Below are 24,031 nucleotides of genomic sequence, written 5' to 3' on the forward strand. Positions count from 1 at the left end.
TCCTTACCTCGTCAATGGATTGGGCTTGTCGACGTCGATGCCGTATTTCTTGATAGCCTCGCTGACACTCTTTGCAGGAATCTTGCCTTCGTCCGCGAGTCCCTTGAGCGCTGCAACGGCGATGTAGTACCGGTCGACTTCAAAGAATTTTCTCAACGCCTGCCTGAAATCGGATCGGCCGAAGCCATCTGTTCCCAAAATGGTCACACGCTTGTTGGGGATCAGCCTTCTGATCTGCTCAGGGTACGCCCTGATATAGTCGGTGCTGATTACAACCGGACCGTCATGATCTTCCAGAAGCTTGGTAAGGTAGGGTACCTTCGCTTTCGCCTCCGGGTGGGTCAGATTGTAACGCTCTGCCTCAACACCATCGCGATGCAGTTCGTTGACCCCCAGGATGCTCCAGATATCCGCTTCCACCCCGAAGTCCGCTGACAGCAGCTCGGCCGCAGCGATGACTTCCCTCAGAATGGTTCCGCTTCCCATCAGTTGAACAACAGGGCTCTTGGTCTTCTTTGCCTTCTTGAAGAGGTAGGCACCTTTCTTGATCCCTTCCTCGACACCCTTGGGCATCTCGGGATGGGTGTAGTTCTCGTTCATCAGTGTGATGTAGTAGAAGATATTCTCCCCTTCCTCATACATGCGCTTCAGCCCGTCCTGAATAATGAGTGCAAGCTCGTAGGAGAATGTAGGATCATAGGCCTGGCAGGTGGGATGGGTCGATGCCAAGAGCAGCCCATGCCCGTCCTCATGCTGCAGTCCCTCACCGTTCAAGGTGGTCCTTCCTGCCGTTGCTCCCAGCAAGAAGCCCTTCGCCCCGCTGTCCCCTGCGGCCCAAATGAAGTCACCGATGCGCTGGAAGCCGAACATCGAGTAGAAAATGAAGAAAGGAATCATGGAAACCTGGTGGTTCGCATGACTGGTGGCCGCAGCTATCCAGGAGGAAATTGCTCCGGCTTCAGTAATGCCCTCTTCCAGGATCTGGCCTTTTGCATCCTCGCGGTACCAGAGGAACGAATCCTTGTCCACCGGCTCGTACAGCTGTCCGTCCGGTGCATAGATACCGATCTGCCTGAACAAGCCCTCCATACCGAAGGTCCGGGCCTCATCGGAGACGATGGGCACGATCCTCTCCCCTATGTGCTCGTCCTTTACCAGCTTGGTAAGCAGGCGAACGAAGGCCATGGTGGTGGAAAGCTCCCTTTCTCCACTCGAGGCAAGCATATCCTCAAAACTCGAGGGAGCGGGAACCGTCAGTTTCTCTCCATCCTTATAGCGGAAAGGAACCGGACCGCCCATCGCCTCACGGCGCCTGGCCAGGAACTTACCTTCCTTGCTTTCCGGGTCGGGCTTGATGAAGACCATGTTCTTTGCCTGCTCGTCATCAATGGGTACGTGGAAGTGGTCCCTGAAGGCAAGCAGGTCTTTCTCTTCCATGTGCTTCAGGTTGTGCGCCCCCATCGCACCTTCACCGCTGCCCATGCCGTAGCCCTTGATGGTCTTGAACAGTATGACCGTGGGCGTACCTTTTTGGTTCGATGCTGCATGGAATGCCTGATAGATTTTTCTGGGGTCATGGCCTCCACGACTCAACTGCCACAGGTCCTTGTCGGTCTTGCCTTCCACCAGTGACTCTAGGTAGGCATCCCCGGAGAAAAGCTTCTCACGAAGATAAGCCGGACCCTTGGCCTGCAAGGTCTGGAACTCGCCGTCCACCATGTGTGCGAGTTTTTGGATGAGAACCCCCTTGGTATCCTTCTCCAGGATGGAGTCCCATTCGGTTCCCCAGATGACTTTGATCACATTCCATCCGGCTCCCCTGAATTTTCCTTCCAGCTCCTGGATGATCTTGCCATTGCCGCGAACCGGCCCATCGAGGCGCTGCAAATTGCAGTTGACTACAAAGATGAGGTTGTCGAGTTTCTCCCTGGATGCGAGAGAGAGTGCTGCCAAGGATTCGGGCTCATCCGACTCGCCGTCCCCCATGAAGACCCAGACTTTCCTGTCGCCATTGTTCTTCAGGCCCCTTCCCTCCATGTATTTCATGAAGCGCGCCTGATAGATTGCCATGGAAGGTCCAAGGCCCATGGAGACCGTCGGGAACTGCCAGAATTCGGGCATCAGATAGGGGTGGGGATAGGAAGAGAGCCCCTTGCCCTCCGTTTCCTGTCTGAAATGCTCCAGTTGGTCTTCTGTAAGCCTTCCCTCTATGAATGCACGGGCATACATACCCGGCGATGAGTGGCCTTGGAAGTAGATCAAGTCCGCACCATGTTCAGACTGAGGCCCTTTGAAGAACCAGTTGAATCCAACTTCATACATTGCAGAGGAAGATGAGTAGCTGGCGATATGCCCGCCCAGCCCCTTCCCGCCTTCATTTGCCTTGGCTACCATCACCATGGCATTCCAACGGACGAATGCAGAAACATTGCGAGCAATAAGAGAATCTTCGGGTGGGATGACAGCCGGGTCGTTTATGGTTGTATTTATATAAGGGCTGATCACCCCGGGAGAGGTGACAACTCCTTTGCTTCGAGCGGCTTGGGTAAGCTCAGAAAGCAGATAATCAGCCTTCTGATCGCCTTCTTTCTGAATTACACCTTCTAGCGACTGCAACCAATCTTTGGTCTCTGCAGGGTCTGGATCATGAAAAATCTGTTTACTCATACATTTCCTCCGATGGTGAGTGTAGGTACTTGATAAGTTTAGCATTCAAATCAACATTTGTGACTTTATTTAATATACTACTAATTTGGTAGTATATCAACCTACAATTACAGTTACATGAGAAAATTTGGAACATGGAATAGTATAAAAGTGTATTTCTGACAAAGAATTGATTATATGTAGTTCAAAATAAGGTTTTTTACAATAAATAAAGCAGATCGCCCTCTGGCTGCAAAAAAACCATCCGGTTGATCAAGGCAATCAGATTAATCTTGGAGTTACACTGCGTGTGCATACTCGAAAACCCATACATTTTTGTTCGGCTGAACACCCAATCATTATGACTCACAGCCTATATAGCTTGACCGCTATCCGCAAGAGGGGTGTACGTCTGTAAAAGTTCAGCAGATTGTTGCTGTTACGCGCAACTCACCAACACCCTGGATGGAGGGGACTCCATCAAACCAATACCCCTTGTTCAGAATTACTCAAGATATCATCATAGAAATTCCAAATCATACGTAAAAAAATGTCTTCGTATTTTGTATATTTATAGCACAAAAACCTCTATACTCAATCCGATTGCAATACACTTGCATTGAGGGAGAAGACCGTACGGTGAAAAGAAAATTCCTGCTGACTCTGCTTCTCGTGACGAGTATGCTTGGTGTGTTCACAGGATGTGAACAGGCGTCATCCCTTGTAGAAATTGTAACAACTGTACAAGAATACAACGCTGAATTATTACAGTTGATCCTGTCCCAAGCGGCTGGACATTCGTATGATTACTATACTGTGGGGGCGACAATCCCAGTAGACGAGGGAATAACCTGCACTGTTCGTGATACAGACTCTGAGGATACTACCTTTGATGTAAACTTGAACAACTGGGCGGCAAGTGACCATACGTTGATCAGTGGGTATATGTCGGTCGATATTGAGTACTATTCATCATCAACTGTTATTTCCAACATCAATATGAGGCCGGCAATGCTCTATTTTGACCGTACTTCGGTTAGTTACGTATCAGAAGTGTATGATGGAGATGCAACTACCGAGGAGTTCACCTCCGATTCTGATGAGCTCATGTGCATTTCCATTATTGTTGACGGAGAAACACTCCTATTCAATATTGTTGGTCTTTATAAATAGGTACTCGCAGTTGTCGAGTGTGTATCGAGATTCCAAAATCTGATACGCACTCTGCGTATATGTACTTTGCAAGGTTCCAATTCTCAGTAGAAGTCATAGATCCGTCCTGTTTCAAAGGTTTCCAAAGCCGGTAGAGAGAACCTAAAGGGTCCAGGCAATTCTGATACATGTATTTGTTTCATTTACTGCATTAAAGAATTTTAAAAAAGGAGCAATGTGTATGGTGAAAATGAAGTTCGTAATGGTTCTGCTTCTCGTGATTATCATCCTCGGGACTTTTATAGGTTGTGAGCCTTTACCATCCCTACCAACAATCGTAACAACCATGAAGGGATATAACAATGAAATTGTTGCATTAATATTATCCCAAGTGGAAGAGGAATATTCACCCGATGATTTTCCTGAAGGTTCGACAATCCCCTTGGACGAGGGAATTACCTGTACCGTTGACTACTCAGGAGCTGCTGATCTCGAATTGATACTTACTCTCAACAACTGGGCAGCCGGCGACGGGACCGAAATCAACGGATTAATGTCTGTGGAGATTGAGTATCAAGCTTCTCCAGTCGCTATTTCCAGTATCAGCGTAAGTCCGGCGATGCTCTATTTTGACCGTACCTCGGTTAGCTATGTAACCGAAGCTCTTGATGGAGATGCATCCAGCGAAGCATTTACCTCTGAAGAGCGCCTCTTTGTGTTCATATCTCTCATTGTTGACGGGAAAACCCTCATATCAAATTTGGTTGGTTTATAACTCTGGTTTGATTGCTGCACAACAATGTGTATTGGGCCTCGATGCCTCAATACACATTGTACATACAATTTAAAAGGTAAATTCTCCCAAGTTATTGGTTTACAACAGTGCCGTTCACATAAACCAGTCACTTTGCTATGTACGAAAGGGAAATCGACCCTTTGCCTGCATGCAAGGCGATGACAGGAGAAGCCTGCTCGACAAACAGTGGTTTCATTCCTGTTTTCTGCTCCACTATCTGTGCAACAGAAATGGCCAGACTTGCATCGCCGATATATGACAGTCCATAGGCCTGGATGCCCTGCTTTCGATATACCTTCATGAAACGCCCGACCAAGGCAGCGATGCTTCCTGTTCTGGATAAGCGCAAACCCAAAATGGCACCACCGCCTTCCTTGGAGAGCCCTACCACCGGCTTGAGATTCAGCTTGAGCAACAAGGAACCAAGCTTTTTGGGAATTCTCCCTCCACCAACCATCATCTTAAGAGATTGTACCGATACCATGATGGTGGTTCTCTCCGCTGTTTCACGAATGCTTTGCGAAAGCGCCTCCCCCTTCACCCCTCTTGCAACAGAGCGCGCAGCCTCTTGTGCAACAAGTCCTTGGGCGGAAGCATTGAGTTTCGTATCGATAATGGAGATGTCGGCGCCTTTATCCTGCAACGCCTTGGCTGCCAACTGATACGCGTTGTATGTACCGCTGAGCTTGGAAGAAACCGATAGTACCACAATATGTTTATAGTGCTGGGCAAGAAACTCAAAATGGCGCTGAATTTCACCGATTGAAGGCATCGAGGAGGACACCTTCTGGGCATTGCTATCCAGTATGTTCAACAACAAAGGAGAAGAAATTGTGATGCGGTCGAAATAGGAGGACTCTCCAATTTGTATGATCTGAGGAATCCTGTAGATTCGCAGCTCATCGACTACCTGCTGGGGAATGTCAGCCGAGGAGTCGGTGACAATGACCGTATCAGAATTTCGATTGGTTACGGCAAGCTGCTGCATGAACATATCATCAACCTTCTGCTCCTCGATGTGGGACAACAAGCCCAGCCGCTCAAACATCAAGGCAGGCTCGTCGGTATGCAGGTGAACCCGCATCTGGTCCTGATAGCTTCCCAATACCAAGGAATCACCAAGGTCCGTCACAGCATCCCGTACCTGCTGCTGTCGTCCTTGTGGAATACGAAGCAGAGCTTCCGTGCAATAACGATACCGACTATTCTCATGAGCATGGGCAGGCTCACTTGTACTTGAAGCCGCATGCACCAACAGGTTGGTTTCCGAAAATACTCTCGCTGGGTTGAGCAGATACTGATCAACTCCTTCCAAAATGGAAACAAATGCCTTTGCACCGGCATCGACCACTCCTGCACGACGTAAAAGTTCCATCTGGTTGGTGGTCTCCTTCTCAGCTTTCCTTGCAGCACGCAGTGCGCGGCGCAGCTGTATGGAAATAGGAATATCTGAGCCCTCAAAACGGGAAAGTTGATCAGCCCAACTTCTCATAACGGTAAGAATCGTCCCTTCCATAGGTGTTTCAACTGCACGATAGGCTGCGGCCACCGCTTCTCTCGTCGCAGCAACAAGGGTTTTCAGCGTAAGCTCTTCGAACTCATTTGCGATAAGAGAGAACCCATGGAAGAATTGGGCGATGATCATACCCGAGTTCCCCCTGGCCCCGATAAGGGCCGTACGTGCGAAATTATTGGAGATATCGGAAACGGAACCCGATCCATCGGTATTTGAAAGAATTGACTTGAGCGTATGGGAGATATTCGATCCTGTATCACCATCAGCAACAGGAAACACGTTGATGGTATTGATCGTATGCATGTTTTCCCTGAGGTTGTAGAAGCCGAATGTCAGAGAACCATAAAGGTCTTTTCCCGTAATGGTCATTTGTGCTCCTTGTCAGCCGAGTAGCTGAACTTTGGTTCTGAGTGATGTATGAGACGGTTGACGTTCGTCCTGTGGGTGAAGAGAATCAACAAGGACAACAAGCACAAGAAGACCAATCGGGCATACTCAATCGGTTGACCTTGGATATGGGAACGTATCAGATAATAAGGAATGAGTACGACGTAGGTCGTAATGGATGCCAAGGAAACATACCGGGTACCGATCGCAACAGAAAAGAAAACAACCAGGCCGACAGGTATTGCCGATGGAAACAGGACAGCAATCACCCCCGCTCCGGTAGCCACCCCCTTCCCTCCTCTTTGTGAAGGAAGGTAGGGAGAAAAAACATGCCCTAAAATGGTAGCCATGCCAATACACAGAAGCGAAACAGCAGGCAGGGAGAAAAAGTCCAGAGCAAACAAGGAGGGGACCACTCCCTTGAGCAGGTCCAGCACCCCGACGGTGACGCCATAGCGAAACCCAAGAGTCCTGCTTGTATTGGTAGCCCCGAGGTTTCCACTACCCTTCTCGCGCAAGTCGATGTGTTTTCTCTTCGCAACAAGGTACGCGGTGGGAATGCCACCTAATAGATACCCAAAAAGGCAGAGTGCAGCCGTTACGAGCAGGTTGCCCATCAGGACCTCTTTCTCCAGGGAATAAACAAGGAGGTCTGACGCACATATTCCTGGTAGTAAGCCTCGTTTCCATACTTCTCTTTCCAGGAGGCTTCCAGGAGATTGACGCCGCTCACAAACAGCAGCAACAGGGTTATGAATACGGGCCCGAAGACAACGAGATAATTGAACCCTCTCAGATAGGGAAGAACCATCACAAAAATTCCCCACCATACCAACACCTCACCAAAGTAATTCGGATGACGGCTATAAGCCCAAAGGCCGGAGGTAACGAGTCTCTTGGGGTTCTTCTTTTTAAAGGTGTTCTTCTGATAATCGGCAATCGTCTCGTAGACAAGACCAAATAGGGAGACAACCAATCCTCCCACAAGGAAAGGATAATTGATCTGCAAGCCTTGCCGACCCATCGCAAACGTGACCGGTAACAAGATGATCCAAACGGCGGTTGCCTGCAAAAGCCAGAAGGTTCCGAATTTCACAAACGAATTACGCTTGTCATCGAACCGATGATCGACTTTGGTCGCAAGAATGCGGCTCAGCAGGTATGAGCCCAACCGCACCGCCCAAAGCGACACAACAGCAAGCAGCAGTGTCTGCAAGAGGGCTTTCTCAGCATGTAGTACATACAGGTAGAGGACAGCAAGCAAGAAACTCAGACTATAGGAGAGGTCTGTTACCACATCGGTTTTTCGTATAAAGGCGTACACGAAGAACAGGGTGTTGATACCGAAGGAAATGACGAGGATTTCCAGAAATAGATTCATGATGTCTCCTAGGGAAACTGTGCTTTGTGGACGTATGTTAATAATAATACTTATTATTAAGAAAGACAATCTACAGGCCTTTTCACGCTGCTGACTCCTACGTTTCTTTGGTAACAACCCAATTCGATATAGAGACTCGTTTATTTAGAATACAAGGTGATTTTCCCGCGATGTCAGAAAACCGCTTGTAGCTTTTAAAGGATTACTAACTTAGGGGATAGAAAACACTTCGTTATAGACCAATATATGACTTAATTATCAATTAATATCTTTTATTATTATTTATTGTTGTTATTTAATGATTATTGGTGTATATTGATATTAGGTACTTGTTATTCTGCATCCCCTCTGCTCATAAAAGATTCTAGGACAAATCCTAGGAAAAGAGAAAAATCATGAAAAAAATGTTACTTGTGTTGGCAATCACATTGCTGACAACCGGACTGCTATTTGCAGCACCAAGCTGGTTAGGCGTCCAGGGCACAGCCTCTGTCAAACAGGAAACGGGAACTGAAGACCACACCATCATCCCTATCGGTTTGAATATCGCAGGAACCATAGGTATTGGCGATGCCCCGGTTGGAATAGGATTCCAAGCTGGTTTTGCAAAGACAGCCATTCACCAAAGGGACGGAGAAGAGCTGGAAGTCGAGGACTATCCTTTGACATGGAATGTTGGAGCTGCCGCAAAATTCAGGCTCAGCATGACAGATATGCTCGCTCTTGAACTTGGAGCGGGAATGATGTACGAGCGGTATGCGAGAACCGGCAGTATTCTGGGAACTGATTATGTAATTAACTTCAATACGCTCAGTGCAATCATCGTAAGTGACCTGTTGATTCACGTATCAGATTCCTTTGCAGTTGTCGGAGGTGTAGACCTCGCATTCCCCCTCACCGAGCAGGGTACATACACTCTCGGAGGAAGCTCGACTACGGTAAATTATGATGTTGAAGGTTACACGATTACGGGTAAGATAGGCGTTGCTTTCGGCTTCTAAAAGAAACATTACAATAAGTAAGGTATAAGCCCCACATTTTTCGGAGTTCTCCAGAAAGTGTGGGGCTTTTCATACTGCTTGAGAAACTGCGATGAACACATAATCCAATTACTCCAAGGAAATCGAGGAAGGTCTTCATAAATCGGTGATAGTTTCATGATATGTAGGCTCATAATTCTCTGGCAATAGAGATCAATCATTATAATGTTGTCATATAAATTACTCAAAGTTCGCATACTGCTAGGCCCTAGAATTTTGGATGAAAAGCAAAGGAAAAATTTGGAGATTAATTAATAATTACATATAATATATAGACATAAGCTCGAATATCTCGTATAATGGATGTACTATAAACCTATACAAGACAAGGAGCTTATGCCTAACATGTTGAGGGATTTTACCAACAATACCGATGCCATTACAAGTCAAGTCAGTGTTTTTTCCCAGAGATTTAAAGTCGGAGCCATCCTTCGCCATTGTGGTGCACACAAACAAAAGGGCATAGAAGTCCGGAAGGTCTTCTCCTACCTGTGTACCCTGCTGTTCTGTGGAATATCCATGAACAGGGATCAAAAAACCCGCAAGTACGGGAACATGGTGAAAAAGGATACATGCCATCGGTTCCTCCAATCCATGAAGATGGACTGGAACCGGTTCCTTTCCCTGCTGGCCAAAGAGATCATCGACAAGGATTTCCGCCCGATATGCCGCAACGATTGCAAGGGAGTGCAAAAGCCTTTTTTCCTGGTGGCCGATGACAGCAGCTACTGTCGCAACAGGTCCAAGAAGGTGGAGCTGAGCGCCAAGAACTGGGACCATGCCCTCAAACGCTACTACAAGGGATTCAGGATGCTTACCCTTGCCTGGACCGATGGCGTATCGGTCCTTCCCGTATCTTTTTGCAATATGAGCACATGCGACGATACGAAGGTGCTCAGGGGATCCAAAGGGCTTACCGCCAAAGAAAAGGAAACCTTTGGCTTCAAGATACGCAAGCTGGCAAAACAGAAGATGAACGACACGCTGCTGGACCTTCTGGATGTCGCTGCAGCGGCGAATCTCCAGGCCCGGTACCTGCTGTGCGACAAGTGGTTCGCCAACCCCGTCACCATCTTCGCCATCAGAGACAAGGGATACGAGGTGATCTGCATGCTGAAAAACTCCTCCACCTATTATCTCTACAAGGGAGAAAGGAGAAAGCTCAGCCAGATTTTCCGCATGTGCGCCAAGGAGGAGAGGCTCCAGCGCAAACTGGACCGAAAGGCCGGAAATGACGACTCGAAAGGCAGGAAATTCCTGTTCTCCGCTGCCATCTCACTGATCAACAAGGATGAGAAACCCAACCAAGAATCGAAAATCGTGTTCGTCAGGAACAGGAACAAGAAGAGTGAATACCTGGCGATTCTCTGCACAGACAACAGCCTGTCAGAGGACCAGATAGTTGAATATTACTGCAGCCGATGGGGGATAGAAACAATGTTCCATACCTGCAAGTCATTCCTGCGCCTGCAAAAGAGCACCCAATCGCTGGATTATTCAGAAATCCATGCCAGCACCGCCATAGTCATGTTCCAATATGCGATGCTCTCCTGGCTGAACCGCCAGAACTCTGATGAAATAGGTTTCGGTGAACTGTTCTACCAACTCCTGGAAGAGGTCCAAGATACTGCTCTCTTTCATGCCATTGAACTGGTGTTGACATTGTTCGTCGAGACCCTCGCTTCTGAATATGCCATGCCACCGGGAAAGCTCAATGAAGCGATGAACAAATTCCTCAAGCAACTGCCTGAGAGGCTGAAAACCTGTCTGGATCTAGCTGCTTAGGCATGTGCGAACTTTGAGTAATAATACATCTCAATAAGAAAGACAATCTGTAGCTTCCCTATTTCAGCTGCATTGAGTTGGATTGGGTATGCTGCAACCAACCAGAACAGAATTACCTAGTTGAGCATATGGCAATGAGAACAAACAATTTCTCGTTCAGCCTATCGTGTTTACTATTTACTTTGCTTTACTTGTTTGGTTGAGTTGCTGATCGTCTAGGCTTACGAAAGATTGGCCAAGAATGCTTCAATCAGGGAATCCTGATACGCTCCACGATAAGTGCCAGAAATGAGGCGATCGAGCATTTCCGTTCGGAAACGTGCCCAGGATTCCGCTTCATGACGCACCAAAATGGGAAAGTAGAGAATGTTGTTTTCGCGGGCGGCAGCCAGATCGCCGGGAGCATCACCGACCATGACCACCTTCTCAGGATCGAATCCGAACTCAAGCATCTTTGCAATGCAATAGGACTTAGTACCCACATCCTGTGCAAGAGAAACATCCATGTAATCCATAAGCTGATGCTGTGTCCACTCTTGGAGAACCGCTTCCGGATTGGCAGCCGAGATAATGCCGAGATTGGCTATCTCCTTGGCACATGCAAGCCCTTCCGTGATTCCTGGAAACGGCACCTTTACCTCTTCGGGAAGATTGGTGATTGCCGTATTAACTGCAATCGACCATGCATATGCTTTCTTGAAAACCGTCTGTCCTGATGCCTGCATCTTTGCAAGTACCGTTGCATTGCTGAGTTCTTGGGCCGATTGTACCCAAGACAAGAACATTGAGGCACCTTCAATAGGCGTGTATGTCTTGTCTATCTCCTCAAGCAACATTCCAAGGCCAAGAAACCGATTGATGCCTCGGGACATGGAGAATAAATTCACCGTGTTCCATCGATCCAAAATCTCTTTTTCCCACCGCTGGAGCCCCCATTCCTTGACCAACATCGGCCCAAAGCATAGTTGATGCTTGCTATTCATGGTGTCCATGGCACAACCATCTGAATCGACACAAATGAGATAGTCTTTCGTCTTTATGAATTCATGCAAAGTTTTCATGTTTGATCCTTGATGCTTCGGTAGGGCATACCGCAAATAGCCTCTGCAAAAAGCAAAGTGTATATAGTGCGAGTAGTGATGCTATGGTATTGGGAGCATCCCTCTCCTGGCTTTCAGGAGAGGGGATTTTCCATCCCCGCAAAGAGGCGGGGATACAGATGAGTCAAAATGGGGCTTAGCGGAACTGGTACCAATAGTCCTGCACATCCTGAAGATTGTCATAGATGTACTCGTAGTTGAGATTCCAAAGCGGCATTGCCTGGAAGGGGATGTTTCCCTCAGCACCCTTGGTCTCTGGACGCACCGTCCATCCCCCGATGGTGTTGAACGGCTGGATACCCTTGCCATTGCCATTCTCATCACCCAGCATATAGCGGATGAGCAGCTGAGCCCCATACGGATGCGGAGCCTCATTCACTACAGCAACGAAGTTCATGAACGGCACCCCGGACATTGGGACCATGACAGCGGGATTGACATCGATATTCCAACCCTTGTCGGTCTTTTCCCGGTACTTGGAGGAGGGAGCATAACCGATGAGCGCAGAAGTAGTTCCTTCACCGACGGCTTTGATGACCTCGTTGTTTGAATCCATGATAATCGGGTCGTTTGCAAGCACCCGCTTGATCCACGCATGAGCGGCAGTGGGCTCATCCTTGGCAAGTACAATGTCTTTGCCATAACATGCCTTGTACGCAGAGGCCATCTCATCGGCATGTTCGACCATCGTAGTGATGATTGCCATGTAACTGACGGTTCCAAGCGGGTTCTGGATGATGAACTTGCCTTTCCACTCAGGCTTGGTGATATCCCACCAGTTGCTGATCGGGCTCTCTTGATAAACACTGGTATTGTAGAACCACCAGTCGGTTTCAAAATACAGGGGTGTAAGATCCTTAAGGTACTGGGGATCCACGTTGCCGAAGATGGATGCAGGCTGATAGTTGTGCAGAATGCCTTTGGCAAAGAATTCCATGAGGTATTCGCCGTTCTGTTCCTTTGAGTGGATAACGTCTGCGGTTCTGATACCTGCCTCATATTCCGTTCTCAGTTTAGTGGCCATGTCGTTGGAGCTGATATCATAGCTTTCTACCGTCATGCCGGGATAATCGGCTTCGAATGCCGCCTTTACTCTAGCCATGCGGCTCGAGATTGAATAGACAACGACTTTGCCGCCTTCAGTCTCAAGCGCTTTTTTATAGAGCTCCTGACTGGATACGCCTTGGTTCAGACCTGCCTTTGCAGCCCAGTCATGAGCAAGCATAAGGCTGTCTTGTTGCTTTGGCTTTGCAGCTTCCTGGGAGCCTCCAGCAAAAATCGAGGTAAAAACCAAGAGAAACATCGTGACAATGAGCAACGTTTTTTTCATTTTCTTCTCCTTTATATTGATGTACAGGTTCTAATTATTCAGCGTCCACAACCGCTCGCTTCACGAGCAGCTTGCTCGTACTGTCAAATACATTGATTTTTGCCGGGTCGAGAGTAAGATACACATCCTGATCGACGTCGTAATGACGTAGGCCGTTCTGCTTCACCAGCAGTGTCTGACTGCCGACAGTAACATAGATGAGGGTCTCTGAACCTGCAGGCATCACCGACACAATCTTGGCAGAAATCAAACCGTCCGCCTTTTTCTTCTTGATGGAGACGATTTCCGGCCTGATACCCAGCACAGCCTTGAATTCACCTTTCGGGGCATCCGCCACCAGCTGATCAAGGGAGCAGATCAACGTTCCAAGCTCGGATTGCACAGAAAAGGAATTGTTTGCATGCACGGCAGTTGCATCGACAAAGTTGATTTTGGGATTTCCGATGAAGTCCGCCACACGCAGTGAACTTGGATTCTGATAGATTTCCATCGGGGTATCGACCTGGTCGAGAATCCCATTGAAGAACACTGCAATCCTGCTGGACATCGTCAGGGCCTCGGTTTGGTCGTGGGTGACATACACGATCGTCGTCCCCATCTCATGGTGCAAACGCTTTAGTTCGCTGCGCATCTCGACACGGAGTTTCGCATCCAGATTGGAAAGTGGTTCATCAAGCAACAGCACCTGCGGCTCAGTGACAATCGCCCTCGCAATTGCAACCCGCTGCTGCTGACCACCGGAAAGCTCGGAAGGATACCGCTCGGCGAATTCATCGATGCGCATTTGCTTGAGCACTTTTGTCACCCGCTTTTTGATATTATCCTTGGTTTCCTTCGCCACATCGAGGCCGAACGCGACGTTTTCAAATACCGTCATGTGCGGCCACAGTGCATAGGATTGGAAAACGAGGTTGAGATTTCGTTTTCCTGGTTCCTCATAGAATCGCTCGTTTGCGTTGATGATTTCTCGGTCTCCGATGCTCATCAAACCACCCTGGGGCTTTTCAAGTCCTGCAATGATTCTGAGTGTCGTAGTCTTTCCGCACCCCGAAGGACCAAGCAGCGTCATGAATTCTCCATCATTGATGGTTAAATTCAGATTCTTCAGGACATGGTTCTCACCATAATACTTATCAATATTTAGTAATTGTATTGTACTCATTCTTACCCTCCCTGATCAGAAGCCCTTGGACAAGTCGGCGTCTGTAAACGTATTGGCGAACCAGTAAACGAAGAAGACCATGGCAAACATGACGATGGTCACGGCACTTGACAGCTGGATGAGATTTTCCGACGTATAGGAGTACGCCATATACGGCAATGTCTGTTGGTTCGGCGTCATCAAGAGAACGATAAGGTCGAGCTCCTTGATGATATTGACGAACACCAGGATGAATCCGCTGAACATGCCTCCCTTGGAAAGGGGAAAGAGAATCTTCATAAAGCGTCGGAAGAATCCTGCATTGACCACCTGCCCTGCTTCTTCAAGCTCCACGCTGATCTGCAGCATATTCGATGTGCCGGCTCTGGATGCAAAGGGAAGATTTTTTACCACCGCGATGAGCACAAGGATGACAAAGGTGCCATACAGGGAGGGAATGACGGTAAAGGCATGACCAAAAAGCGTCAGCGTCTGAGATGTGGCGAAGAGTGAAAGATACATTGCTCCGAATGCAATCGAAGGAATCAGGTAGGGAATGAACACCAACTGCTCTACAAGCTTGCCAGAGAGCTTAGCCCTTCCCCGTGAATTTACATACCCGATGAACTGTCCGAAGATTGTTGCAAAGAAGGAAGTGAAGACCACCAATTTGATTGTATTCTTCACATAGGTGAAGAACTGGGAATTCTTGAAAATACCTGGCTCGCCTTGGTCGATGGTGGGCACCGAATCCCCAACCCAATAGTGGGTGGTAAGGTTGGAAAGACTATAATTTCCCGTCTCAAGCATGAATGACTGATACAGCAGCACAACCACAGGAATGACAACGGCCACCAACACAAAAAGCAACAGCACCACCACAATTGGTTTCTGCCACTTCCCTAGTGCTATCAGGTTGCTGCGCGAACCCTTGCCCCCGATTGTGCTGTAGGACTTTCGGGTTCCGATGAGCTTTTGGTTGAGAAAGATCGTTCCCGATGCAATGATGATGAGAATCAACGAGATAACATAAGCTACCCGGTTCTGCCCGTTCTGAATGGAATTATACAGCGTGGTTGAAACCGTGTAATAACTGATATTCAGTCCCAAAATCGAAGGAACGCCGAACGTACCCATGACTTTCGAGAAGGTCATGATGAATGCAGAGAGTATTGCAGGAAGTACTAAAGGAAACGTGATTCTTGTGAGGATTGTCTTCTTGTTCGCCCCGATGATCTGTCCCATCTCCTCGAGCTCGGAACTCACCGACCGAAGCGATGCAGAAACCAGGAGGTAGGAATACGCATAATAGTGGATGGTCAACACCAGGATGATGGGAACAGGCCCATAGACAAACCAATCAGGTGCATTGATGCCAAGGTATGCGAGCAATCCCGGAGATCCTCCGGTACGGGTGTTTTTAAAGATGGTGAGCCATGCCATGGCTTTACACCAAGATGGGAGCATGTAGGGAACAATCAAGGCAATGGAAAAGAATTTTTTATGGGGGATGTCACTTTTGACCATCAGCCAAGCAAAGAGTGATCCGATGGTTACCCCTACAATTCCTGTACTCATTCCGATCAGCAGTGAGTTTGCCAGAGGTTGCCACAACATTTTCTTGGAAATGGCGCTAAAGAGCACTCTTTTCCAATAGTAGAGCGTCCAACTACCTACTGTCGCCCCTTCCACTCTCCGTACGTCAGCGGCAGCAAGCGTGAAGGTCTGCATGATCATCTGTCCCAACGGAATGATGATGAGATAGAACATCATCAATACTGAAATGGCCAACATAACGTTGTACGGATTCTTAACTCCGCTGTAGAAAACATTCTTCGCTCTGCGCAGGCGTGAATAATCCTCGTTTCTCAAGTCCATGTGAAAATCCGCCTTTCCCATACAATTTCTTGAGGTTGCAACAAAGCAGATACGAAAGAGGTTTCCTCCATTCTGCCTGTATTCAGAAGCATAGGGTGAAACACCTAAGAAGTAAATTGCAATTCTTCTCAAAAAACATTGCATTTTGTCTCATTCTATCGTAGTCTGGGTATATGGGATTCGATGTCAGGCGTCAGCACGAGTTATTCAAGCACGTTGTTGACTTACAGGTTGATACCTCAAAAGCAAGCTTCATGCGCCACTGTCACCTCGATTATGAAATTAATTTCATCATGGAAGGAGACATCACGTTTTCCTTGGAGCAAGACACCTATCACATCGTACCACCTACCCTGCTGCTGATACAGCCAGGCCAACATCATTGCATCCTGACCAATACTGTTGGAGTTCCGTATGACCGATACGTGTTCCGTTTCAATGAGACGGAGCTATCCAAAGATATCAATGCATCCCTGGAAACAATCGCTGCCGTCAGTGAAGTCAAGGATCAGAATTTGATTGATTTGTTTCTTCGCCTCGATCCGTACATATCCTGCATTAAACCTGAGTTTTACACTGAGTTCCTCAAGTCTGCGCTGACAGAAATCATCATCTACTTATGCAGCAGCAATCCTAATCCATCCACCAAAGTAATGACGAATAAGGAGATTGAAACCATCATTACCTATATACATTCCAATCTTGAGTCCATCCTCTCGATCGACGACATCTGCCAGAACGTATTCATGTCCCGTGCGAAGGTGAATCGGCTTTTCCAAGAGCAATTCCATACCCCGCCGATGGCCTATGTAAGAGGAAAAAAATGCATATTGGCCAAGAAGCTGCTTCTTTCAGGATATCCTCTGACCGAACTCTATGAGAAATGTGGCTTCAGGCAGTATTCTACATTCTATCGATCGTATCGTTGGTTTTTCGGGCATGCGCCTTCAGAAGAACTTGTTTCTTCAACCACCTGAAAGAGCGCCATTTTGTTCTCTGGTATCCGACACGTACCTCTTCCATCAATCCCTGCTACCTTGTGGGCTGTTCTTTCTATGGTTGCAACCATACCCTCAAGCATTTACTGTACAAGTGCTGTACGGTCCTTGCTAAGGTGCTTCAAAGCAAATTTTTTTATGTTCATTCTATACATATAAATAGATTCATAAGAAGATCCGACTGAAGCAAATAAAACCTTCAGGAATTCCGATGTTCCCAAATAGCGGAGCGGGTTCCTTGGGCAACAATTTTCAAGAATCCATCACTTCCAACCATGCTATACTATACGGGATGCCTGCCGGCCAAATCTCTTTTTCGAGAAATCTACTGAAGGGGATATGCATGAAACGGATTGTCAAGCTTGCAACTATCGGATTGGTATTGGTTGTTCTGGTCTCTTGTTCGCTATTCAGACCAACACAGAAAGAACCGTTTGTAGACACCAAGCAAGCAGCCCGACAAATCGGAACCGCCCTTGTTACTGGAGACGGGGATGTAAGTGCAGTAAGCATTGCCATCATGCACGAAGGCGCCATTGTCTACAGCCAGGGTTTCGGCTTACGGGATGTTGAGAACAACCTTCCCGTCGATTCCCATACCCGTTTTAATATCGGGTCGATCAGCAAGATTTTCACCGGAGCCTCGATACTCCTGCTTGAAGATGAGGGCCTGCTCAAGCTCGACGACAAGGTGGTCGACCTGCTGCCGAACTTCACCATGGCCGATGAGCGACACAAGGATATCACCGTTCGCATGCTGCTCAACCATACATCGGGGATGCCGGGAACGAATATGCGCAATGCGTTCTCTGATGAGCCCAGCAGTGTGTATCTTCAACAATCGATGCAGGAATTCGCCAATTCAAATCTCAAGCACGATGCCGGTGCCTTCTCCCCCTACTGCAATGATGGCTTTACGATCGCACAAGTGCTTGTAGAACACCTTTCGGGAATCCCGTTCCCGCAGTTCCTGCAGGAACGGATTTTCAATCCGCTTGGCATGAATGATTCCTCCGTGGGTTTCCAGCCCCAAGAGGAGAACATGGCGTATGGGTACATCGAGCGTGCAATACGACTGCCAGTTGAGTATGCAAACATCACCGCTTCCGGAGGTCTCACCTCAACAGCAGAGGACCTTTGCCGGTTTGTTGCAATTGCAATGGAGCCCACCCTTTTACGTGAAGAAGCCATCACCGAATACCTTCGTGCGCAACCACCTACGTATCTGCTGCAAAGCGGGTACCCCCCTCTGCTCAGCTATGGCTTGGGCTGGGATTTCGTCTCTTGGGAACCCTACCGGTCTCAAGGCATCCAGGTACTGGGAAAGACCGGCGGGACGTTGGAGTATTCGACAATGATTTTCTTCCTACCCCAGTCACAAAGCGCCGTGGTTCTTTTGTCCTCAGGGCATCTCGATCCCATCGGAACAACACTGCCCATCGTCGATGCTCTTTTGAAGGAAACCGGACAAATACCCGAAAAGACCAAAACAGAGAAGGCGAAAGCTCTAAAGACACAACCGCTGCCTCCGGACATAGAAACCTACAGCGGATACTATTACGGAGGAAAAGGCCTGTTGCGGCTCAGTTTCGAACCACACACTTCGTCTCTCCGATTTGAAACCTATGACGGCTCGACGTTTGTAGAAACCGATACGTCTCGCTACATCGGGGATGGAATCTTTGAGAACCAGAGTGGAACATGGAATACGTTTGAAACATTGAACACAGTTCCCTGCCTCATGGAGATCAGAAGACCATACAACGTGGCTGGCATAGCCATGACCAAACTATCCACACAACCTTCGATCGAGCATTCCTTCACGCCAAGTTCCTATGTGCCGGCCAACCTCCCGGCCAACGACCTGTATTTTCCTGTCTTCACCGTTTCGTTCATAGAGGAACTGCCTTCCCATCTCATCGTTGACAACGCAATCTATGCGATCACTGGACAAACAGAAACCTCCATGGTCCTGCCGGCTTTGCGCGACCAAGCTGCTCCTAGGCTCGATGAGAATGATCATTTGATCATCGGCTCGTACATCTGTATGAATACCTCTGACATTCGGGCCTTGGAAAAGGGAGAAGCAATTACAATCGACGGTGATGAGAAAGCAGTCTTGAGAGAAATCACCGAACAAGGGACTTTTACCTGCACGGTACCAGAAGGGGGAAGAATCGTGGTACTCGGTCCCGATCTCTCAGACCTTGAGGACACACTGTACAGTGGAAGCGATCAGCTTGAGATGGATATCTTCGGCTCCTATGTGGTCTTCATGGCTGACAGGCCAATGGTGTTCCAGCCGAGCATCACGTAATACAAAAAACTCCCCGGCTTTGTACGACCTACGATGCCGGGTAGTCCCTCTTGATTCCCTACCAGCTGCATTTTCATCCTGCAAGCTGGATCAACATTGCAGCGTCTGCATCAGGGCAAAGAATTGTTGTGGCTCACCGGTACTGAAATATGCATACCACGCTTCTAGTGTGCTCTCTTCAAACACCCCCAGGAGCTCAATAATCTGTTTCGCCCATAAGAGCGAGGCGGTCGGACCTGCAGTAACAAGGTTGCCGTCCACTACCGACGCCTGGTCAACGTACAATGCCTGCCCTTTGTAGGAAGGACAAACCATCTCCAGAAACCCCGGTCCGTTGCTGGTATGCTTTCTGGCATCCAACAACCCTGCGTCGGCAAGGGCTGCCGTAGCTCCACAGATTGCACAGACTGTTGCACCGACAGCAAGCAACTCTCTTGCTTTCTCGATGATCGCACCATGTTTCGTATCGCTCCATGTATCGGCACCCGGCAGGAGCAGCACACTTGTTTTCTCAATTACCAACTCATCGAGCTGACAATCGGGAACAACCTTCAAGCCTCCCATCGTTGTGATCGGCCCCTTTGAGCAACTCACCGTTTTAAGGGATATCCGTTCAGCACCCTTTTTGAAAAAACGACTGCTGTGCAGTTCGGCAGTCACATACCCCGGTTCCCAGTCGGCCAACGTATCAAGCACATAGACATAGACAGTACGCATAGCTCCTCCTCATGGATTGCTTTCTGTATTGTTCCACTGTACTGTGCTATTGTTGACATCAGTATGGCAACAATGAGAAAGTATCAGGAAACCAACGATGAAAATCGACCGGCTTGTAAGCATTATCATGGTGCTCCTTGACAAGAATCGTATTGGAGCGCAAGCACTGGCTCAGATGTTCGAGGTATCACAACGCACCATATACCGCGATGTTGAGACCATCAACATGGCGGGCATTCCCATACGGTCGACACCAGGGGTGGGCGGTGGATTTGAGATTATGGAGGAGTACAAGCTGGAGAAGAAAGTATTTTCCAGTTCCGACCTTTCGGCCATCCTGATGGGGCTTTCCAGCCTGTCCTCCATGGTACGGGGTGAAGAAGTGGTGCAGGCCCTTGCGAAGGTAAAAAGCTTCATCCCAGCTGATCAAGCAAAGGAAATTTCCCTAAAGGCCAATCAGATATACATCGATTTGAGCCCTTGGCTGGGCAACAGGAATGTACAACCATACTTGGAACTCGTGAAAACAGCGTTGGAGCGGAACAAACTGCTCGCCTTCGACTACGTAGACCGTCATGGAACAAGGACCACCCGGACAGCCGAGCCCTATCAACTCGTGTTGAAGAACAGTCATTGGTATTGGCAGGGATATTGCCATACACGAAAGGATTTTCGATTGTTCAGGCTATCCAGGACACTGAACCTGCACATGCTCGGGCAGTCGTTCATTCCCAAGGAATACCCTAAGCCGCAGTTTGAGTATCCTGACTTCTTGGCACCATCATACACAACCATCACCATTCGGATTCATACGTCGGTCATGGACAAGGTACTCGAATACTGCACCTATGACCACTTCCAGCCTGACGGACCGGAGCACTACACCGTTGCTTTTCCCTTCATCGAGAATGACTATTACTACCAGATCCTGTTCAGTTTTGGTACAGAGTGTGAATGCTTGGAACCACTAGATATCCGCACGGAAATGAAGCGTCGCATAGAGGCCTTGGCTTCCTTGTATTGAGATTCTGTTCCTGTAACAGGAACATATTTGTGTTTTCGTTCCTGTACTAGGAACGTTAATACGATTTCGTTCTTGACTCAGGAACATTTGGTTTCTATCATACGTACATGACTATCCACCGTATTGCAGAACTTGAAGTTGCCATGAAACGACGTATTGCCTCGCTTCCAGCCAGGTTCCGTCCATTTGTCAGACATCGGGAGACGCTCCCCAGAACTACTATGCTTACCGGTCCAAGAGGAGTCGGAAAAACAACATTTCTTCTCTACCACGCACAAAAATTCTTTGAGACCCATAGAGAGAGGCTGCTTTACCTATCTGCTGATAATCCTACGCTTGGAAGTGAAGGTCTCTATGAAATAGTTACATCCATTTTTCTTGCGGGCTACGCAGGTGTAATTATCGATGAAGTCCATTTCGCAAAAGACTGGAGCATTCATCTAAAGGCTCTCTACGATGATTTCCCTAACCATACATTGTGGATAAGCGATTCATCATCCCTCTGCCTACGAATGGGCAAAGGCGACCTATCCCGCCGTTTTGTTCATATCGATATGCCCCTTCTCTCATTTCGTGAGTTCATCTATCTTGAGACTGGTACTGAGCATCCCACGTACAACCCATTCAACCCAAGCGGACAGCTGCCCTTGCAACCTTCCCCGAACGTCCTCTCTGCCTTTATGACATACAGGAGCATAGGCACTCGACCCTTCTACAGTGAAGGAGATTTTCATGATCGAATGCTCTCTATTCTGGATAAAACACTCTACAGTGATATTCCATTCTTCTTACCCAGCATCAGCGATGGCAATCTACGATTAATGAAAGCGATAACCGGTACTCTGGCCAATTCATCCATTCCAAGACTCCAGGTACGTTCGTTGTGTACTGATTGGTCGGTAGGAGCCGATAAGCTGTATCAACTTCTGAATGTAATGGAAGCAGTTGACCTACTCCGAATCATTCGCAAGGAACACGACACCAAAGCAAAAACAGCCGGTGAAAAACTGTTTTTTTCCGATCCGGCATTCTATACGGTGCTAGGAGGTAATATCGACAATGCAAGGGAGGCCATGACGGCTATGCTTTGCACCGCCGGAGGTTTTCTCGTAGAAGCTGTAAAAGATGAAACCACAGGCGATTTTGTGTTGTCCAAACCCTATGAGGCTGCGAGCAACCATATAAAAATTGAAGTGGGAGGCTCCTCGAAAAGTCTGAAAAAGGCTGATTTTGTCATCAGGGACGATACCGATTATCCAGGAGACAGAACCATCCCTTTGTGGCTGCTCGGTATGATGTATTGATGAGGCGTCTTGTCAGTCTCATATGGTTATCCTATCCTATTCTGAGACTCCTCCAAATCTTTGAATCTCCTATACAACGTCGCCTTTGACAGCTTGGTGATTGCAAGAGCTTCGTCTAGTGTGATTCGGCCTGCTTTCAGTTTCTGTCTCACCTCATCCAGCAGCGGCAGCGATACATCGATGGGCTTTCTTCCCGTGTAGACACCCCGTTCCCCGGATTCCATTTGGCCTCTCTTCTGTTGCACTCTGCGCTTGGTTGCAAGAAACTCATATTCGATCAAGTATGCTTTGATAAGGGTGCTGCGCTCCTGCTCACAGAAGCGTACGCCATGGATGTCTATCGGCAGCCTCATCCCCAAGAGCTGGAGGACCGAGAGTGCATGCCACTGCATATTTTTGTTTGAAAAGCCGGTGAAGTTGTTGAAACCATCCTGCTCAACGATCAACTTGTCACCGGTATAGATGGTGTCGGTGTTGATCAACCACTGCAGGCGGTTCAGGTAGTCCAGATTCGTTCTCTCTAGCTCCTCCTTGAGATTCACGCGGTTCGGTGAAGGGGTCCTCTCGCTGATGAATGTAGGAATTACCCCTACTCGGTAGTAGCGCTCGCGCCTAAGGTCCAGGTCGAGGCCGGGTATCCCACCCCAATCAACAGGAGTCAAGCCATCCACTACATCGTAGCAGGGAGCAAAGATGTACTAAAACGATTCATCCTCGAACAGCTCGTAGGTGATTTTAGCGACCTTGAACAAGGTCGTTTTGGTGTATGCGAAACAAATCTCTCCAGAAAGGCTGTAGAGCCGCTTCACATCCGAGGATATTGGAGTGGTGATATCTGTATTTCTTTTCATGGAGTTCCTCCACATAATTTCGTATAGGAAGCAAGGAGAATTTTCTCAACCCATGTCTGCAGTACCATAGAACGCATATTCTTGGGATGCTCGCCCCATCAAATGGTGAACACCCCGGAGTTCCCTTGACTCATCGTTCAGCATCCCGGCCTTCCACTTTTCTTGGCTCCGAACAGGTTGATGTTGCGACGTTTCCCAATCACCAGGCCCATGAGCTTGATGCACAGAAAGTAGAAGAGGACTGATTCGAGAGAGAATCTGATTTGGAATATCGCAATCTGAAACACATCAAAATAAGGGAGGAACAAAAGTCCCAACACTTGGAGAGCAAAGGTCAACCGGGTATTCTTGAGATGTAGTTTTGTTGAAAACAAGGCCGCCAAGGAGAAGGAAAAAGCCAAACCCAAACAACCGCCAAGCAAGTTGAACGATGAATTCTGCGCGTACTGCAGGAAAGCATGAGAGGCAGCCAGACAATACAGCAAGCATCCTATTACAAGAAACCCATCCTTGAACTGTTTTGGCCTATGAGCACCTGTCATGACACCCTCCTATACAAGTATCGATGCAACTATACGAATCAAATTACCTTATAGCCGATTATTCATCACTTTAAGCCTCCTTGCAAGACATACACAGGCTAACACCTCCTGTTGAACGGAGCTCTG

General features: G+C 48.1%; 20 protein-coding genes. 8 read left to right on the forward strand and 12 right to left on the reverse strand.

Annotated features, from left to right (window positions below):
• Positions 1-3: 3 nt before the first annotated feature.
• Complete coding sequence (gene aceE, locus MUG09_RS13055) at positions 4-2,667, reverse strand: pyruvate dehydrogenase (acetyl-transferring), homodimeric type (RefSeq protein ID WP_244771872.1); 2,664 nt, start codon at positions 2,665-2,667, stop codon at positions 4-6.
• Positions 2,668-3,285: 618 nt separating this feature from the next.
• Between aceE and MUG09_RS13060 the strand changes: the two genes are divergently transcribed.
• Both MUG09_RS13060 and MUG09_RS13065 read left to right on the forward strand, forming a co-directional pair.
• A complete protein-coding gene (locus MUG09_RS13060) occupies positions 3,286-3,819 on the forward strand; it encodes a hypothetical protein (protein WP_244771873.1) in 534 nt (177 codons plus the stop codon).
• Between the two features lie 220 nt (positions 3,820-4,039).
• Positions 4,040-4,573 (forward strand): hypothetical protein, encoded by a 534-nt coding sequence (locus MUG09_RS13065; RefSeq protein ID WP_244771874.1) that lies wholly within the window; start codon positions 4,040-4,042, stop codon positions 4,571-4,573.
• A gap of 127 nt (positions 4,574-4,700) precedes the next feature.
• On the opposite strand, the gene MUG09_RS13070 is transcribed toward MUG09_RS13065, so the two are convergent.
• From MUG09_RS13070 to MUG09_RS13080, 3 genes are read right to left on the reverse strand one after another with little or no spacing between them, the layout of a single operon-like run.
• Positions 4,701-6,479, reverse strand: coding sequence for a DegV family protein (locus MUG09_RS13070; protein ID WP_244771875.1), 1,779 nt, complete (start codon positions 6,477-6,479; stop codon positions 4,701-4,703).
• On the reverse strand, positions 6,476-7,114 hold the full coding sequence (gene plsY, locus MUG09_RS13075; protein ID WP_244771876.1) for a glycerol-3-phosphate 1-O-acyltransferase PlsY: 639 nt from the start codon (positions 7,112-7,114) through the stop codon (positions 6,476-6,478). Before plsY ends, MUG09_RS13070 begins: the two co-directional genes overlap by 4 nt.
• Positions 7,114-7,878: a DUF1295 domain-containing protein gene (locus MUG09_RS13080; protein WP_244771877.1), complete on the reverse strand. Its 765-nt coding sequence runs from the start codon at positions 7,876-7,878 to the stop codon at positions 7,114-7,116. The genes plsY and MUG09_RS13080 overlap by 1 nt, the downstream gene beginning before the upstream one ends.
• A gap of 395 nt (positions 7,879-8,273) precedes the next feature.
• Here MUG09_RS13080 and MUG09_RS13085 point away from each other — a divergent pair, with 395 nt between their 5' ends.
• Positions 8,274-8,879, forward strand: coding sequence for a hypothetical protein (locus MUG09_RS13085; RefSeq protein WP_244771878.1), 606 nt, complete (start codon positions 8,274-8,276; stop codon positions 8,877-8,879).
• 384 nt (positions 8,880-9,263) lie between these two features.
• Positions 9,264-10,703: an IS4 family transposase gene (locus MUG09_RS13090; RefSeq protein ID WP_244771879.1), complete on the forward strand. Its 1,440-nt coding sequence runs from the start codon at positions 9,264-9,266 to the stop codon at positions 10,701-10,703.
• 221 nt (positions 10,704-10,924) lie between these two features.
• Here the strand turns inward: MUG09_RS13090 and MUG09_RS13095 are convergent, their stop codons facing one another.
• From MUG09_RS13095 to MUG09_RS13110, 4 genes are all read right to left on the reverse strand, one after another.
• Positions 10,925-11,764, reverse strand: a complete 840-nt coding sequence (locus MUG09_RS13095) for an HAD hydrolase-like protein (protein WP_244771880.1) — start codon at positions 11,762-11,764, stop codon at positions 10,925-10,927.
• A 175-nt stretch (positions 11,765-11,939) separates the two neighbouring features.
• The gene (locus MUG09_RS13100) at positions 11,940-13,133 is read right to left on the reverse strand and encodes an ABC transporter substrate-binding protein (RefSeq protein ID WP_244771881.1); all 1,194 of its coding nucleotides are present in this window, start codon (positions 13,131-13,133) and stop codon (positions 11,940-11,942) included.
• A 34-nt stretch (positions 13,134-13,167) separates the two neighbouring features.
• Positions 13,168-14,295, reverse strand: a complete 1,128-nt coding sequence (locus tag MUG09_RS13105; RefSeq protein ID WP_244771882.1) for an ABC transporter ATP-binding protein — start codon at positions 14,293-14,295, stop codon at positions 13,168-13,170.
• 15 nt (positions 14,296-14,310) lie between these two features.
• Positions 14,311-16,152 carry an ABC transporter permease gene (locus MUG09_RS13110; RefSeq protein WP_244771883.1) on the reverse strand — a complete coding sequence of 614 codons (1,842 nt, stop codon included), beginning with the start codon at positions 16,150-16,152 and terminating at the stop codon, positions 14,311-14,313.
• Positions 16,153-16,325: 173 nt separating this feature from the next.
• Here MUG09_RS13110 and MUG09_RS13115 point away from each other — a divergent pair, with 173 nt between their 5' ends.
• Positions 16,326-17,129 carry an AraC family transcriptional regulator gene (locus MUG09_RS13115; RefSeq protein ID WP_244771884.1) on the forward strand — a complete coding sequence of 268 codons (804 nt, stop codon included), beginning with the start codon at positions 16,326-16,328 and terminating at the stop codon, positions 17,127-17,129.
• Between the two features lie 364 nt (positions 17,130-17,493).
• On the forward strand, positions 17,494-19,467 hold the full coding sequence (locus tag MUG09_RS13120; protein WP_244771885.1) for a serine hydrolase domain-containing protein: 1,974 nt from the start codon (positions 17,494-17,496) through the stop codon (positions 19,465-19,467).
• Positions 19,468-19,557: 90 nt separating this feature from the next.
• Here the strand turns inward: MUG09_RS13120 and MUG09_RS13125 are convergent, their stop codons facing one another.
• Positions 19,558-20,184, reverse strand: coding sequence for a type 1 glutamine amidotransferase family protein (locus MUG09_RS13125; protein WP_244771886.1), 627 nt, complete (start codon positions 20,182-20,184; stop codon positions 19,558-19,560).
• Between the two features lie 97 nt (positions 20,185-20,281).
• On the opposite strand from MUG09_RS13125, the gene MUG09_RS13130 reads away from it, so the two are divergent.
• Positions 20,282-21,208, forward strand: a complete 927-nt coding sequence (locus MUG09_RS13130; RefSeq protein ID WP_244771887.1) for a helix-turn-helix transcriptional regulator — start codon at positions 20,282-20,284, stop codon at positions 21,206-21,208.
• A gap of 107 nt (positions 21,209-21,315) precedes the next feature.
• Positions 21,316-22,512 carry an ATP-binding protein gene (locus MUG09_RS13135; RefSeq protein ID WP_244771888.1) on the forward strand — a complete coding sequence of 399 codons (1,197 nt, stop codon included), beginning with the start codon at positions 21,316-21,318 and terminating at the stop codon, positions 22,510-22,512.
• A gap of 26 nt (positions 22,513-22,538) precedes the next feature.
• Here the strand turns inward: MUG09_RS13135 and MUG09_RS13140 are convergent, their stop codons facing one another.
• From MUG09_RS13140 to MUG09_RS13150, 3 genes are all read right to left on the reverse strand, one after another.
• Positions 22,539-23,183: a hypothetical protein gene (locus MUG09_RS13140; RefSeq protein WP_244771889.1), complete on the reverse strand. Its 645-nt coding sequence runs from the start codon at positions 23,181-23,183 to the stop codon at positions 22,539-22,541.
• Between the two features lie 27 nt (positions 23,184-23,210).
• Complete coding sequence (locus MUG09_RS13145; protein WP_244771890.1) at positions 23,211-23,363, reverse strand: hypothetical protein; 153 nt, start codon at positions 23,361-23,363, stop codon at positions 23,211-23,213.
• A 137-nt stretch (positions 23,364-23,500) separates the two neighbouring features.
• Positions 23,501-23,905: a hypothetical protein gene (locus MUG09_RS13150; RefSeq protein ID WP_244771891.1), complete on the reverse strand. Its 405-nt coding sequence runs from the start codon at positions 23,903-23,905 to the stop codon at positions 23,501-23,503.
• Between the last annotated feature and the right edge of the window lie 126 nt (positions 23,906-24,031).

It is taken from the genome of Sphaerochaeta associata (assembly GCF_022869165.1).
Taxonomy (GTDB): domain Bacteria; phylum Spirochaetota; class Spirochaetia; order Sphaerochaetales; family Sphaerochaetaceae; genus Sphaerochaeta; species Sphaerochaeta associata.